Source organism: Arthrobacter sp. H-02-3, assembly GCF_003097355.1.
In the GTDB taxonomy this organism is placed as follows: Bacteria; Actinomycetota; Actinomycetes; order Actinomycetales; family Micrococcaceae; genus Arthrobacter; species Arthrobacter humicola.
Window position 1 is genome coordinate 286147 of sequence record NZ_PYUI01000001.1, and the last position, 14253, is coordinate 300399.

The 14253-nt window shown below is 68.5% G+C and carries 12 protein-coding genes and 1 tRNA gene; 3 read left to right on the top strand and 10 right to left on the bottom strand.

Going from position 1 to position 14253, the window contains the following annotated elements:
- Positions 1 to 49 precede the first annotated feature (49 nt).
- From C9424_RS01380 to C9424_RS01390, 3 genes are all read right to left on the bottom strand, one after another.
- A tRNA-Thr gene (locus tag C9424_RS01380) sits at positions 50 to 121 on the bottom strand.
- 231 nt (positions 122 to 352) lie between these two features.
- Complete coding sequence (locus C9424_RS01385; protein ID WP_116765152.1) at positions 353 to 2479, bottom strand: DEAD/DEAH box helicase; 2127 nt, start codon at positions 2477 to 2479, stop codon at positions 353 to 355.
- 388 nt (positions 2480 to 2867) lie between these two features.
- A complete protein-coding gene (locus C9424_RS01390; RefSeq protein ID WP_116765153.1) occupies positions 2868 to 3521 on the bottom strand; it encodes an MOSC domain-containing protein in 654 nt (217 codons plus the stop codon).
- A gap of 119 nt (positions 3522 to 3640) precedes the next feature.
- Between C9424_RS01390 and C9424_RS01395 the strand changes: the two genes are divergently transcribed.
- Positions 3641 to 4831 carry an acyl-CoA dehydrogenase family protein gene (locus C9424_RS01395; protein WP_116765154.1) on the top strand — a complete coding sequence of 397 codons (1191 nt, stop codon included), beginning with the start codon at positions 3641 to 3643 and terminating at the stop codon, positions 4829 to 4831.
- Between the two features lie 197 nt (positions 4832 to 5028).
- Complete coding sequence (locus tag C9424_RS01400) at positions 5029 to 5511, top strand: hypothetical protein (RefSeq protein ID WP_116765155.1); 483 nt, start codon at positions 5029 to 5031, stop codon at positions 5509 to 5511.
- A 61-nt stretch (positions 5512 to 5572) separates the two neighbouring features.
- Here C9424_RS01400 and C9424_RS01405 read toward each other — a convergent pair whose 3' ends face one another.
- From C9424_RS01405 to C9424_RS01430, 6 genes are all read right to left on the bottom strand, one after another.
- Positions 5573 to 6334 carry an SDR family oxidoreductase gene (locus tag C9424_RS01405; protein WP_116765156.1) on the bottom strand — a complete coding sequence of 254 codons (762 nt, stop codon included), beginning with the start codon at positions 6332 to 6334 and terminating at the stop codon, positions 5573 to 5575.
- A gap of 35 nt (positions 6335 to 6369) precedes the next feature.
- Positions 6370 to 7776 carry a glycosyltransferase 87 family protein gene (locus C9424_RS01410; protein ID WP_116765157.1) on the bottom strand — a complete coding sequence of 469 codons (1407 nt, stop codon included), beginning with the start codon at positions 7774 to 7776 and terminating at the stop codon, positions 6370 to 6372.
- Positions 7777 to 7877: 101 nt separating this feature from the next.
- On the bottom strand, positions 7878 to 9224 hold the full coding sequence (locus C9424_RS01415; RefSeq protein WP_116765158.1) for an MFS transporter: 1347 nt from the start codon (positions 9222 to 9224) through the stop codon (positions 7878 to 7880).
- On the bottom strand, positions 9221 to 9766 hold the full coding sequence (locus C9424_RS01420) for a winged helix-turn-helix transcriptional regulator (RefSeq protein WP_116765159.1): 546 nt from the start codon (positions 9764 to 9766) through the stop codon (positions 9221 to 9223). Before C9424_RS01420 ends, C9424_RS01415 begins: the two co-directional genes overlap by 4 nt.
- Positions 9767 to 9830: 64 nt before the next feature.
- Positions 9831 to 11039, bottom strand: coding sequence for a cystathionine gamma-synthase (locus C9424_RS01425; protein WP_116765160.1), 1209 nt, complete (start codon positions 11037 to 11039; stop codon positions 9831 to 9833).
- Between the two features lie 17 nt (positions 11040 to 11056).
- A complete protein-coding gene (locus C9424_RS01430) occupies positions 11057 to 12442 on the bottom strand; it encodes a cystathionine beta-synthase (protein ID WP_116765161.1) in 1386 nt (461 codons plus the stop codon).
- A gap of 93 nt (positions 12443 to 12535) precedes the next feature.
- On the opposite strand from C9424_RS01430, the gene C9424_RS01435 reads away from it, so the two are divergent.
- Entirely contained in the window at positions 12536 to 13705 is a 1170-nt protein-coding gene (locus C9424_RS01435; protein WP_116765162.1) for an SLC13 family permease, read from the top strand.
- Between the two features lie 52 nt (positions 13706 to 13757).
- On the opposite strand, the gene C9424_RS01440 is transcribed toward C9424_RS01435, so the two are convergent.
- The gene (locus C9424_RS01440) at positions 13758 to 14174 is read right to left on the bottom strand and encodes a VOC family protein (protein ID WP_116765163.1); all 417 of its coding nucleotides are present in this window, start codon (positions 14172 to 14174) and stop codon (positions 13758 to 13760) included.
- Positions 14175 to 14253 lie beyond the last annotated feature (79 nt).

Below are 14253 nucleotides of genomic sequence, written 5' to 3' on the forward strand. Positions count from 1 at the left end.
ACCTGCGCTAAGCCGGTCAAAAACCGCCTTGACACAGGCCCTCATTCAGAGCCCCCCACCGGAATCGATCCGGTGACCTCGTTCTTACCAAGAACGCGCTCTACCACTGAGCTAGGGGGGCAACGAGTAAATACTCTACCGGAAGATTCGCCCACCAACAAATCGGCGCCCGAACGACGGCGGTACTGCCGAAAGTCGCGGAAATCAGGGCTTCCAAGGAAGTCCGGGGCGCCAAGATCGGCCTCCCGGGCCGACCGTCCGCCTGCGGTGTGACGAAGCGAACACAGGCGCGGAAGCTTAAAGAAAAAAGGGCCGGCTCAGGAGCCGGCCCTCTCTCAGATAGTGCTAGTGGTTACCACTTGTTGCGGGGCTTGAAGCCGCCTTCGTGGCGGGGCTTGCGGGTGTCGGTGCCGACGCTCCGCTCGGAACGCTCGCTGAAGGAGCGGCCGCCACGGTCAGCGGAGGACCGCTCGCCGTCGCTCTTGCGGAATTCGCGCTTGAAGCCGCCGTTGCCTTTGAAGTTGCCGCTGCCACCGGAGTAGCCGCCGCGGTCTCCCCCACGGTCGCCGCCGCGGTTGCCCTGGTAGGAGCCACGCTCGCCGGAGGGCTTGCGGCCGTTGTCGAGCTCGAGGTGGATCAGCTCGCCGCCGATCCGGGTGCGGGACAGGGCCTTCAGCTGATCGGGGCTCAGGTCTGCCGGGAGCTCCACGAGGGAGTGGTCCGAGCGGATGTCGATGCCGCCGATCTGGGCCGAGGAGATGCCGCCTTCGTTGGCAATGGCGCCCACGATGGAACCCGGCATGACGCGCTGGCGGCGTCCGACGGCGATCCGGTAGGTGGCGTTGCCCTCGGTCAGCGTACGGGTCGGCCCGCGGGAGCCGAAGCCGTCCTTGGAGCGTTCGCGCTTCTGGAATTCCGGCGCGGCCGGGAGTTCCTTGACCAGCAGCGGCTGTCCGCCCTGGGCCATGACGGCCAGCGCGGCTGCAATCTCGGCGGCCGGCACGTTGTGCTCTTCCTCGTACGAGGAGATGAGGTCGCGGAATGCCGCAACGTCCTCGGACTCGAGCGTCTCCGTGATCTTGTCGGCAAACTTGCCCAAGCGCAGGGTGTTGACGGTTTCGGCGGTGGGCAGGTGCATCTGCTCCACCGGCTGGCGTGTGGCCTTCTCGATGGAACGCAGCAGATACTTCTCGCGCGGGGTCATGAACAAGATCGCGTCGCCGGAACGGCCCGCGCGGCCGGTGCGGCCGATGCGGTGGACGTAGGACTCGGTGTCGTGCGGGATGTCGTAGTTGACCACGTGGCTGACGCGCTCGACGTCAAGGCCGCGGGCCGCGACGTCGGTGGCGACCAGGATGTCGATCTTGCCGTCGCGCAGGGCCTCGACCGTACGCTCACGCTGCTGCTGCGGGATGTCGCCGTTGATGGCGGCAGCCTGGAAGCCGCGGGAGCGCAGCTTGTCGGCGAGATCCTCGGTGGCCATCTTGGTCCGCACGAAGGCGATGACGCCCTCGAACTCTTCGACCTCGAGGATGCGGGTCAGCGCGTCGAGCTTGTGCGGGCCCATGACCTGCAGGTAGCGCTGGCGGGTGTTGGCGCCCGTGGTGGTCTTGGACTTGACCTGGACCTCGGCCGGGTTGTTCAGGTACTGCTTGGAGAGCCGGCGGATCTGGCTCGGCATCGTGGCGGAGAACAGCGCAACCTGGCGGCCCGCGGGGGTCTGCTGGAAGATCTGTTCAACGTCCTCGGCGAAGCCCATGCGCAGCATCTCATCGGCCTCGTCCAGCACGAGGTACTGGAGTTCGGACAGGTCCAGGGAACCCTTGGAGATGTGGTCGATGACGCGGCCGGGGGTTCCGACAACAACCTGGGCGCCGCGGCGCAGTCCGGCCAGCTGGGGGCCGTAGGCGGAGCCGCCGTACACCGGCAGGACGGTGAAGTCGTCGATGTGCTTGGCGTAGGAGGTGAAGGCCTCGGCAACCTGGAGCGCAAGCTCGCGGGTCGGTGCCAGGACCAGGGCTTGGGTCTTGCGGGACGGGCCGTTGAGGTCGTGGAGCTCGGCCAAGCGGGACAGCGCCGGTACTGCGAATGCTGCAGTCTTACCGGTACCGGTCTGGGCCAGGCCCACGACGTCGCGGCCTTCGAGCAGCAGCGGGATGGTTGCTGCCTGGATCGGGGACGGCTTCTCGTAGCCGACGTCCTGCAGGGCAGCGAGGACGCGGCCGTCGATGCCGAGGTCAACGAACTTGACGCCCTCATCTTCGGTGTCCTCGTCCTTGGACGGGGCGGACTTGGCCTCGGTCGTGGTGTCAGCCTGCGGGGCGGCCTCGGCTACCGGAGCCTCAACGTTCGCAGGAGCCTCGGTGAATTCCGGGGCGGAGCCGGCTGCGGGGGCAGCCGTTTCAGAAGTCTCGACGTCGGCCTGGCTGTTCTCGGTGGCGAGTTCGGTGTCGACGGAGTTGTTCTGATTTTCGGGCATAGGTGAAATTTCCTCATCCATAGGGGCCAAGCGGCACAACCCGAGGTGAGCGGAGCCGCAGTACGCGTGACACGAGTTGCCGGGCGTACGTTGACCGGCGGGTCACAGAAGTCCGGCGCTTTCGCAATCCCGTGGCAGGACTTCCCGCTGCATCTCTTGGCTGCTATCCCAGCAGTCTGTACAGCGTTTTCTTTTGCCGGCTCTCCCTATGAAAATGCCCGCATCACATTTTGCGGGCCCCAACACTTACCAGTCCTGCCTCAAGAATTGGGCAGGAATAAGGGATTTCCGGAGTGGGGGATAGTTCCAGTGTAGGGCATGAACCAGAACAGTGGTAATTGAGGGGCCGACGGCGGCGGGTGAGCTTGCGCACACCGGCGCGGCACGGCTACACGCCAAGCTGTCGCTGCAGCCTCTCGAATCGCTCGTGATATTCGGGCTGGAGGCGGATCTCGCCGTCAGCGTCGGCGTCGCGCAGGGCTTCCATATCCTCCAAGGTGGGATCGGTGAACCACTTGGCAACGGTCACGCCGTGGACCGGGACAAAGATCCGGTGGATGTGGTCTCCGGCCTCGATGCTGCCGGTCCGTACCACCCGCAGGTACGTGCCGACCTTGCCCGCCTCGGTGAACCGCTTGACCCAGTGCGGCTCGCCCATCCGCCGCTGAAACGTGGCGCAGGGGACGCGCGGGGAGGTGACTTCCACCTCGACGTCCAGTCCAATCTTCCAGCGTTCGCCGATCACGGCATTGGAGGCGCTGAGTCCTGAGATCCGCAGGTTTTCGCCGAAAATGCCCGGCGGCATCTCCCGCCCGAGCTCCCCTGCCCAGTAATCGGCGTCGTCCTGCGAGTACGCGTAGAGAGCCTGGTCCTCGCCGCCGTGGTCCATCCTGCTCGCCTGGACATCACCGCGCAGGCCGAGTTTGTGGACCCGTACCGGACCGTCCACGGGGCGCTTGTCGATCGCGGTGACCCCGACGCTGCCGGGATCTTCGAGCAGCTGGTGAACCCGGCAGACAGCAAGCACAGATGCGGTTTCCATGGCACCAGTGTAGGCCCGCCCGGGCACCGGATTCAGCGCCCGCACCGGCCCCGTGCACCGGGCGGGCACCACCGGGCTGAGCACCACCGCTACGAGCGGTGCCGCCGTAGGATGCTGGCATGAGCAACGAGGCCAACCTTTCCGATGTTTCCGATGTCCTGGCGATCGATTCCCTCCTGAGCGCCGGGGAGCTGGCCGTGCGGGAGCGCGTCCGTGACTTCACCAACCAGCGCATCCGGCCCGGGATCGCCGGCTGGTACGACGACGCCGTGTTCCCCCTGGACCTCGCCCCGGAGCTTGGCGAACTCGGCGTGCTCGGCATGCACCTGGAGGGCTACGGCTGCCCCGGCCGCTCCGCCGTCGAATACGGCCTCGCGGCAATGGAGCTCGAGGCCGGCGATTCCGGCATCCGCACCTTTGTCTCCGTGCAGGGCTCCCTCGCCATGACGGCCATCCACAAGTGGGGCTCCGAGGACCAGAAACAGGAGTGGCTCCCCCGGATGGCCGCCGGCGAACTGATCGGCGCCTTTGCCCTGACCGAGCCCACGGCCGGCTCGGACCCCGCCTCGATGAAGACCTTCGCCCGCCGCGACGGCTCCGGCGGGACCGCCGGCTGGGTCCTGGACGGCGCCAAACGCTGGATCGGGCTCGCGTCGGTGGCGGACGTGCTGGTGGTGTGGGCCATGACGGAGGACGGCGTGCGCGGCTTCCTCGTCCCCGCCGGCACCCCGGGGGTCACCGCAACGCCGATCGGGCAGAAGCTCTCGATGCGCGCCTCGATCCAGTGCGACATCACATTCGACGCCGTCCGGCTGGGTCCGGAGGCGCTGCTGCCGGCGGCGCGGGGGCTCCGGGGCCCGTTCTCCTGCCTCAACGAGGCCCGGTACGGGATCGCCTGGGGCGCGATGGGCGCCGCCCGGGATTCCTACGAGGCGGCCCTGGCCTATGCCCAGGAGCGGCTGCAGTTCGGCAAGCCGCTGGCCGGGTACCAGCTGACGCAGGAGAAGCTCGTGAACATGCTCCTGGAAATCCAAAAAGGCACCCTCCTGGCCCTGCATCTGGGCCGGCTCAAGGACGCCGGCAGGCTGCGGCCGGAGCAGATCTCGCTCGGCAAGCTGAACAACGTGCGGGAGGCGCTCAGCATTGCCCGGGAAGCCCGCACCATCCTGGGCGGCAACGGCATCACACTGGACTATTCGCCCCTGCGGCACGCCGCCAACCTGGAATCCGTCCGCACCTACGAGGGCACCGACGAAGTCCACACCCTGGTCCTGGGCCAGCACATCACGGGGATCCCGGCCTTCCGCTAAGCCCCCGAGCCCGCGAACGCGATCCCGGTCGTGAGATACGTATGAGGCCAGTGATACAAGTGGTGACTGCTGAGTTTTAGGGTAGCCAGCACTCGTGTTCTCCCTGGGGCTCATTCGTAGAGTGGTGCCACAGGACCGGAGGGCGGCACTCTGCCTGTCCGACGGATCGGAACAGGATGCCGGGTTAGGGGGACATCATGGGTCTCAATGCCAAGTCAGCCGCGTGGACGCTCCGGTTCTTTCCGGCACGTCACGCCACGACCAGCGCGGGCGTGAACGACCAGGATATTTCGGGGGCTGACCAGGGACCCCGCAGGTACCGTGCCCGCATCGCCACGGCACCTGTTCTGGACCGCAACCGACTTCAGGAGAGCACAGGCACACTCCAGTCCTGGCGGTTCCACGACTTCGTCACTACATTCCAGCTCATGCTTCCCCACCGGGTCGAAAAGGTTCACCGGGCCTTGTCCGTCGGGGACTGGGAAGACGCGCGCCTCGCCGCCCAAAGCCTGTCCTGGTCCGCATCCATGGGCGGTGCGTGCCAGCTCCAACTCATGGCCGACCTCATTGATGCCGACCTCCAGTCCGGACGCAACGCCCGGGCACGCGAGACGGCCTGCCTCCTCCAAGGCGCCGCCACGGAACTGGCAACAGCCCTCGCCCTGCTGACCGCCGACTGACCGGATCCGGCCACCACCGGATCAACGACGTCGGCGTACAGGGAAGCGGAGTCCGGGGACCTCAGGCGGAGAAGCCGCCGTCGGCCTTGACCAGCTGCCCGGACATCCAGCGGCCCTCGGGCGAGAGCAGAAACGCGACCGTGCCGGCCACGTCCGCCGGAGTGCCCAGCCGGCCGCCGGGCTGCCGGACGGCCAGTTCGCCGCGGAGCACGTCATCCATCCAGCCGGTGTCCACCGGTCCCGGGTTGAGGACGTTGGCGCTGATCCCCAGCGGGCCGAGCTCCCGGGCCGCCGCGATCACGATCCGGTCCAGCGCACCCTTTGACGCTCCGTAGGGCAGGTTGAAGGCGGTGTGATCGCTGGTCAGCGCCACGATGGCCCCGCCGTCGGGACCCGCCTGCCGGGCGAAAGCGGCAATCAACTGCCAGCTGGCACGGGTGTTGACCGCGAAGTGCCGTTCGAAGCTCGCCAGGGACGTATCCAGGATGCTGGAGTCCACGGATTCGGCGTGGCTGAGCACCAGGCCCTGCAGGGTTCCGGCCTCGGCCGCCACCGCGGCCATCAGCCCGTCCACGGCCTGCGGGTCTTCCAAATCCGCCGGCAGGACCACGACGGCGGCGCCGGTCGCCTGCAGCTCGACGGTGAGGCGTTCGACGTCGTCGGGCTGGACTCCCCACGGCATCCGGGCGTCGTAGTCCTGCCAGTAGCTCAGGACGAGGTCCCAGCCGTCCGCGGCGAGGCGGCGCGCGATGCCGGCGCCGATTCCGGCGAGCCGGCCGACGCCGGTGACGAGGGCAGTCTTACGGGGTGACGGGGAGCTCATGCCGAACAGCCTAGCGCCGGCCGGCGGGGCGGCAGCTACGAGGAGACCGCGGAGGTCCGGACGTCCACTTCGGCGGCAGGCATGGAAGCAAGGTCAAGCTCCGGCGCCACCGAGTCCCGGCGCAGGGCGACGAGCCAGCAGACCAGGAGGGCCACGGCGCAGAACACCCCGGCGCTGGAGGCCATGATCCACAGGCCCGGTGTCTGGAGGTCGAGGTTCTGCGCGCCCAGCGCCGTGCCGATGGTCTTCGGTGAGAACAGGAACACCAGCATCGAAACGCCCAGCACCCCACCCATGGTCCAGCGCATCCGGGCGTAGCGGCGCGGGGTTTCGCGCAGGGTCCAGGCGAAGGCCGGGAAGACCGCCCCGACCCACACCCAGTGATGGGACCAGGAGACCGGGCTGATCAGCAGCATGGTCAGCGCCGTCGCCGCAACAGCGACGACCCGGGCGCCCTGGTCGCTGGCGGCCTTGATGACTCCTGCGCCCAGGGCCACGACCGCCAGGCTCAGCACGAGCCACGGCACGGTGACGAGCGGTTCCGGAACGCCGAAGTGCAGCAGCGCGCCCTTGAGGGACAGGTTGTCCACATAGCCAGCTCCGCCCATCCGGGAGGTGTCCGGCAGCATCTGGAGCCAGAACTGCAAGGACTCGACGGGACGCAGCAGCCAGCCGATCACAACCGTGACAGTGAAGCCGGCGGCCATGTTGCACAGTCCGCGCCAGTCCTTGCGGACCACGTAGTACAGGCCGAACACCAAGGGCGTCAGCTTGATGCCGGCGGCGACCCCCACCAGGAAGCCGCTACCGGGGATGCCGCGGGTCCAGCGCGAGTTCCGGGCCAGCAGGTCCGCGGCCATCAGGCCCATCAGCAGGATATTGATCTGGCCGAACACCAGGGTCTCGCGCCACGGACCGAGATTCAGCAACGCCAGGACCACGACGGCGGCGGCCCAGCAGTTGCGCGGGGACCGGAAGGTGGCGCGCCAATTGGTTTTGGCGTTCCAGTAGCGGACCGTGCGGACGGCGGCCAGGATGCCGACGACGGCGCCGGCGGTATTGAACAGTGTCAGCGCGGTCACCTGCGGCAGCCGGGCCAAGAAGCTGAAGAGCAAGGCGGCGAACGGCGGATACGTGAACTTCAGCCCCGGGCCCCCGGCCCAGTCCACGTTTCCCGCGTACAGGTCCGACGGCGCGGCGCCGGCGTCGTTGAGGATTTTCCCGCCGTACCAGTAGACGCTGAAGTCCAGTCCGTGCTTGGCCCAGACCCCGAGCGACACCCAGATGAAGTAGCCGACGGCAGCGATGGCCACTATGACGGAGAGCCACAGCAGTATCCGGACCGGTTGTGTCGCGTTCAGCGGTTTCGGGACGGGCCGTATCGGGAGGGGCGGTTTCGGCTCCGGCTGCGCCGGGCGGTCTTCGGAATCGAGCACTGACATGAATTCCCCAATCGGGCTGCTGGTGTAGACGCTTGCCGAATGGTCGGTTCCGTCCGGGCGGCCGAAACGCGCCCTCGCTGTCGGGTCAGTCTACAGAACAGCTACGCCGCAGCCGGGACCGTGTCCGTCTTTCTGGCGTCCTTGCGGATGGTGGCGCTGATGACGGCGGCGATCGTGCACATCGCCGCGGCGGCGAACCAGGCGTAGGTGTACTGGCCGGTGGCGTCCCGGACGGCTCCGGCCGCCAAGGCGGCTGCGGCCGCGCCAAGCTGGTGGGCGGCGAACACCCAGCCGAACACGACGCTGCCGTCGGCGCCGAACACCTGGCGGCAGATCGCGGCGGTGGGCGGCACCGTGGCCACCCAGTCCAGGCCGTAGATGACGACGAACACGATCATGCTGGGCTGCACCGTGGCGCTGAGCAGCAAGGGCAGGACCAGCAGCCCGATACCGCGGAACTGGTAGTACACCGCCAGCAGGATCCGGGGGTTGAAGCGGTCCGTGAGCCAGCCGGAGGCGATGGTTCCGACGATGTCGAAGAGCCCGACGACGGCGAGCAGGCCCGCCGCGGTGGTTTCCGGCATGCCGTGATCGTGGGCCGAGGGGATGAAGTGGGTGCCGATCAGCCCGTTGGTGGTTGCGCCGCAGATCGCGAAGCCGGCCACGAGGGCCCAGAAGGTACGGACCTTGCTGGCCCGCTTGAGGACCTGCAAGGCCCGGACGGCCGCGTTGCGGCTGGGTTCGGCGGCTTCCGGCGCGGCGGTCTCGGGCCCGGCAGTCTCATCGGAGGTTCCGTCGGCGGCCGGCGGCGTGGCCCCGTAAGGCAGCACGCCGACGTCGGCCGGTGAGTTCTTCAGGAACTTCAGCACGAGCGGCACCACCGCGAGCGCGCCGGCACCGATGAGGAGCGAGGCCTGGCGCCAGCCCGGGTCCTGGGCCAGGAGCGCAATGAAGGGCAGGAATACGAGCTGCCCGGCGGCGCTGCCGGCGGTGAGGATGCCGATCACCAGGCCCCGGCTCTTGGCGAACCACGTGTTGGCGACGGTGGTGGCGAAGACCAGTGCCATGGACCCGGTGCCGAGTCCGATCAGCAGCCCCCACGTCAGCAGGATCTGCCAGGACTGGTTCACGAGGACCGTCAGCGCGCTGCCGGCGCCGATCAGCATCAGGGCCACGGCGGTGACGGCGCGGATGCCGAAGCGTTCCATGAGGGCCGCAGCGAACGGTGCCGTGAGCCCGAACAGTACGAGGTTGATGCTGACCGCGGCAGAGAGCACGGTCGTGGACCAGCCGAACTCGTTCTGCAGCGGCACCATGAGCACGCCCGGGGCGGCACGGAACCCGGCAGCGCCGACGAGCGCGAGGAAGGCCACGGCGGCCACGCCCCACGCCGGGTGGATCCGGCGGCGGACGGGCGCGGGGGTCAGAGTGTCTTGGGGGGCGCTCATGCGGCGGTTCCGTTCTGGGGCTGGGACTTGGGCCGGCCGGGGACCGGGGCCTGCGCGCGGGCCGAGGCCAGCGGCACGGGGTCGGCGGTGCGGGTCAGGCTGTGCCAGCTCGTGTTCCCGGCCGTCAGCCGCTCCCCGCAGGCCGTACAGGTGTCCGCAGAGGAGGTCCTCGCCCCGCAGCCGTTGTGAATGACGAACATGTGCGCCTGCTCGGAAGGGGCCGGGAGGTGCTTTTCGGCCCAGATGACGACGGCGTTGAGCACCGGCAGGGCGTCCTCGCCCTTGGCGGTGAGGACGTACTCCTGGCGGGTGCGGCCGCCGTCGTCGTAGGGCCGCCGGGTGAGCAGCCCGGCGTCGACGAGCCCGGCGAGCCGCTTGGTGAGCACGGAATCGGCTGCTCCGAGCCGCTGCTTCATGGCCTCGAAGCGGCCGTTGCCGAAGAAGACTTCGCGCAGGACGAGCATGCTCCAGGGATCGCCGAGGATGTCGAGGCCGCGGGCCATGCTGCAGGTCCGCTGGGACCAATCGGATCGGAGTGCCATGCAGCCAACCGTAGCTGACTCTCTTAGAGAAAGCTAGGGTTGGCTGTATCGCGAGGGCGTGCGGCTAGCTGCCGCCGTCCAGGCCGGAGAGTGCGGCGTCGAGGTCGGCGATGAGGTCCTCGACGTCCTCGATGCCGCACGAGAGCCGGATCAGGTTGACCGGGACCGCCAGTTCGGTGCCCTTGACCGAGGCGTGCGTCATTTCCGAGGGGTAGTTCATGAGCGATTCGATCCCGCCCAGGGACTCGGCCAGGGTGAACACGGACGTAGATTCGGCCACCTTGCGCGCCGCGGCTTCGCCGCCCTTGAACTGCACGGAGATCATGCCGCCGAATTTCTTCATCTGCTTCCTGGCGAGCTCGTGGCCCGGGTGCGAGGGCAGTCCCGGGTACAGCACGGCCTCCACTTCGGGGCGCTCGAGCAGCCATTCCGCGACGGCCTGGGCGTTGTCGCTGTGCCGGTCCATGCGCACGCCGAGGGTTTTCAGGCCGCGGGTGGTGAGGAAGGCGTCCATCGGACCTGACACGGCGCCGACGGCGAACTGGACGAAGCCGATCTTCTCGGCCAGCTCCGGGTCGTTCACCACGATCGCGCCGCCGACGACGTCGGAGTGTCCGCCGATGTATTTGGTGGTGGAGTGCACCACGACGTCGGCGCCGAGGGCCAGCGGGTTCTGCAGGTACGGCGAGGCGAAGGTGTTGTCCACGACGAGGAGGGCACCGGCGTCGTGCGCCACTGCGGCGAGGGCCTCGATGTCGGTGATCTTCATCATCGGGTTCGACGGCGTCTCCACCCACACCAGGCGGGTCTTGCCGCCGCCGGAGGCCGAACCGCCGGCGGCCACGGCCTTGGCGACGGCGTCGAGGTCGGACATGTCCACCGGGGTGTTGCCGATGCCCCACTCCCCCAGGACCCGGCTGATGAGCCGGTAGGTGCCGCCGTAGGCGTCGTTGCCGAGCACGATGTGGTCACCGGGCCGGGTCAGGGCACGGATCATGGAGTCCTCGGCCGCCAGGCCGGAGCTGAAGGAGAAGGCGGCGGTCCCGCCCTCCAGCGCGGCCAGCTGCTCCTGCAGGGCATCGCGGGTGGGGTTGGTGCCGCGGCCGTATTCGTAGCCGGCGCGCAGTCCGCCGATCCCGTCCTGAGCGTAGGTGGAGGAGAAGTGCACGGGAGGCACCACGGCGCCGGTGCGCGGCTCGAAGGCCTGGCCGGCGTGCACGGCGCGGGTGTTGAAGCCGGTCTTCTTCGCGGAAGAGCTTTCTGGCAGAGACATGGGACTCCTTGAACTGGTCAGTTGCTGAGGTAGGCGAGGAGGTCGTGGCGGGTCAGGATTCCCACCGGAGCGCCGACGAACGTCACCATGAGGGTGTCGGCGTCGGAGAGGAGTTCGCGGGCGGTCGAGATCGATTCGAGCGAGCCGATCACGGGCAGCCGGGCCTCCATGTGTTCGGAGATCTTGTCCGAGAGCTTGGCCTCGCCCCGGAAGAGCTTGGCCGTGAGCGTGCGTTCGTCCACGGCGCCAAGGACCTCGCCCATCACGACGGGCGGTTCCTGGGACAGGACGGGGATGTGCGAGACGCCGAACTCGTTCATGATGTTGATGACATCGCGGACGCTCTCGTTCGGGTGGATGTGGACGAGGTCCGGAAGTTCCCCGGTCTTGGCCTTGAGGATCTCGCCCACCGAGGCCTCGTCCCCGCCGGCCAGGAAGCCGTAGGAGCGCATCCACTGGTCGTTGAAGATCTTCGCGAGGTAGCCGCGTCCGGAGTCCGGCAGGATGACCACTACGACGGCGTCCGCCGGGAGGTCCCTGGCGACCTCCAGCGCGGCCACGACGGCCATGCCCGAGGACCCGCCCACCAGCAGGCCTTCTTCGCGGGCCAGCCGGCGCGTCATCGCGAAGGAGTCGGCGTCGCTGACGGCAATGACGTCGTCCGGGATGGACTTGTCGTAGTTGGCCGGCCACATGTCCTCGCCGACGCCCTCGACAAAGTAGGGGCGGCCCGTGCCGCCGGAGTAGACCGAGCCGGCGGGATCGGCGCCGATGATCTTGACGACGCCGCCCTCGGCCTCGGGCCGTCCGGCGGAGACTTCCTTCAGGTACCTGCCGGTGCCGGTGATGGTGCCGCCGGTGCCGGCGCCGATCACGCAGTGCGTGATCCGGCCGTCGGTGTCGTTCCAGATCTCGGGTCCGGTGGTTTCGTAGTGGCTTGCCGGGGCGGCCGGGTTGGAGAACTGGTCCGGCTTGTAGGCTCCGGGGATTTCGGTGACGAGCCGGTCGGAGACGCCGTAGTAGCTTTGCGGGCTGTCCGGCGGGACGGCGGTGGGGGTGACCACCACTTCGGCGCCGTACGCCTGGAGCACGGCCCGCTTGTCTTCGCCGACCTTGTCCGGCACGACGAAGATGCAGCGGTAGCCCTTCTGCTGCGCCACGAGCGCCAGGCCGACGCCGGTGTTGCCCGAGGTGGGTTCCACGATCGTGCCGCCGGGCAGGAGTTTGCCCGTCCGTTCGGCCTCCTCGATCATCTTGACCGCGATGCGGTCCTTGATCGAACCGCCGGGGTTCAGGTATTCCAGTTTCACCAGGACGGTGGCTGCAATGCCGTCGGTCACGTGGTTGAGCTTGACGAGCGGTGTATGGCCGATGAGGTCCAGAACGGACGGGGCGTACTTCATAGGTACCAAGTTACCGTCTCCGGCGGACGGGCACGTCGGCGCAGTCCCGTCCCCTTGAGGTGCGACGATTGGGCGGTGACGTGGATCGCCCGGATGAAGAGGTTCAAGAGCTATGCGCTGCCGGCGGGCATGCTGCTGGCAGGGTGCGCGGCGCTGGCGTCGGGGCTGCTGCCGGTCCAGGCGTTCGATGAGCTGGCGGCGCGGACCGTGCCGGTTCTGGCGTTTGTCGTGGCAATGTCCCTGGTCACGGAGCTGGTGGATGACGCCGGGCTCTTCCGCGTGGTGACGGAGCGGCTGGCCGCCCTGGGCCGTGGCCGGGTGTTTCTGTTGTGGCTGCTCGTGATCGCCCTCGCCACCGTGTCCACGGTGTTCTTGTCGCTGGATACGACGGCGGTACTGGTGACGCCCGTCGTCGTGCTGCTGGCCGTTCACGCCCGGATTCCGGCGCTGCCGTTTGCCATGACCACGGTCTGGCTGGCGAACACGGCGTCGCTGCTGCTGCCGGTCTCCAACCTGACCAACCTGCTGGCGCAGGACCGGCTCAAACTGAGCCCCGCCGCGTTCGCCTCGCTGGTGTGGGCGCCGGCCATGGTGGGCATCCTCGTGCCGCTGGTGCTCCTGTGGCTGGCGTTCCGGAAGGATCTGCGCGGCCGCTACGGGCCGCAGCCGATCCACAAAGTGCGGGACCGGGTGCTGCTGTACGCGGCGTCCGGGGTGATGGTGGTCCTGCTGCCGGCGCTGGTTTCCGGGATTCCGGTGCAGATCCCGGCGATCGCGGCGGCGGCCGTCCTGCTCCTGCTGTTCCTTTGGCGGCGCCGCTCCGCCCTGCGCTGGTCCATGATTCCGTGGCGGCCGCTCATGCTCACCTCGGGCCTGTTCATGGTGGTGGAGACCCTGCACGCGAACGGGCTCACCCGCTTCCTGACCGGGATTGCCGGCACCGGGGACAGCCTGCCGGCGCTCCTGCAGCTCGCCGGGCTGGGCACCGGGGCCGCCAACGCCGTCAACAACCTGCCTGCCTACCTGGCCCTGGAACCGGTGGGCGGCTCCCCGGCCCGGCTGGCGGCGCTGCTGATCGGAGTGAACCTGGGTCCGCTGGTCACCCCTTGGGCTTCGCTGGCCACGCTGCTGTGGCACGAGCGGCTCCGCGCACTCAACGTGGACATCCGCTGGGGCGGCTTCGCCGTGGCAGGCGTCGTCGCCGTCGTCCTGGTAATCCCGCTGGCAGTCCTGGCGCTCTGGCTCAGCACAGGGATGCACTGACCTGCTGCGGCCGCCTGCCGGAATCGGTCTACCCGGCACGCGAGTACGCCACTCAGGCGCCGATGTCATTCCCCGGGTCCGCGCCGCCCGCCGGCACCGCGTTCTGCCACAACCCCACCACGTTGCCTTCACTGTCCTTGAAATAGGCATTCCATCCCATCCCCGGGACCTCCAGCTTTTCACGGACCACGGACCCGCCGCGGGCGGCGATGCTCGCCAGTGCGGCATCGATGTCGTCGACGTCGATCGTGACAACCGGCGCCGTAAGGTCCCCGCGCCGGAACAACCCGCCGTTGATGGACCCGGTGACGGCGGGCCGGCCGTGCTCGTCCATCGGCGTCGTCATGGCCAGGCTGTACTCCATTTCGGGCATTACCTGGAAACCCCAGCCGAAGATTGAACTGTAGAACTCCCGCGCCCGATCCTCGTCGTCTGCGGGAATCTCGAAATGCACCACTCCACCGGCCATGATCTGCTCCTGGCGGCCCCAGGGCCCGGGCCAACGGCAGGACCGCCGCATGGGTGTCCCAGCCGGATTCTAGCCCCGG

Bases quoted from the DNA above. Each gene is read 5' to 3' on its own strand.
- C9424_RS01385 (WP_116765152.1), bottom strand. From the start codon at position 2,479: ATGCCCGAAAATCAGAACAACTCCGTCGACACCGAACTCGCCACCGAG.
- C9424_RS01390 (WP_116765153.1), bottom strand. From the start codon at position 3,521: ATGGAAACCGCATCTGTGCTTGCTGTCTGCCGGGTTCACCAGCTGCTC.
- C9424_RS01395 (WP_116765154.1), top strand. From the start codon at position 3,641: ATGAGCAACGAGGCCAACCTTTCCGATGTTTCCGATGTCCTGGCGATC.
- C9424_RS01400 (WP_116765155.1), top strand. From the start codon at position 5,029: ATGGGTCTCAATGCCAAGTCAGCCGCGTGGACGCTCCGGTTCTTTCCG.
- C9424_RS01405 (WP_116765156.1), bottom strand. From the start codon at position 6,334: ATGAGCTCCCCGTCACCCCGTAAGACTGCCCTCGTCACCGGCGTCGGC.
- C9424_RS01410 (WP_116765157.1), bottom strand. From the start codon at position 7,776: ATGTCAGTGCTCGATTCCGAAGACCGCCCGGCGCAGCCGGAGCCGAAA.
- C9424_RS01415 (WP_116765158.1), bottom strand. From the start codon at position 9,224: ATGAGCGCCCCCCAAGACACTCTGACCCCCGCGCCCGTCCGCCGCCGG.
- C9424_RS01420 (WP_116765159.1), bottom strand. From the start codon at position 9,766: ATGGCACTCCGATCCGATTGGTCCCAGCGGACCTGCAGCATGGCCCGC.
- C9424_RS01425 (WP_116765160.1), bottom strand. From the start codon at position 11,039: ATGTCTCTGCCAGAAAGCTCTTCCGCGAAGAAGACCGGCTTCAACACC.
- C9424_RS01430 (WP_116765161.1), bottom strand. From the start codon at position 12,442: ATGAAGTACGCCCCGTCCGTTCTGGACCTCATCGGCCATACACCGCTC.
- C9424_RS01435 (WP_116765162.1), top strand. From the start codon at position 12,536: ATGAAGAGGTTCAAGAGCTATGCGCTGCCGGCGGGCATGCTGCTGGCA.
- C9424_RS01440 (WP_116765163.1), bottom strand. From the start codon at position 14,174: ATGGCCGGTGGAGTGGTGCATTTCGAGATTCCCGCAGACGACGAGGAT.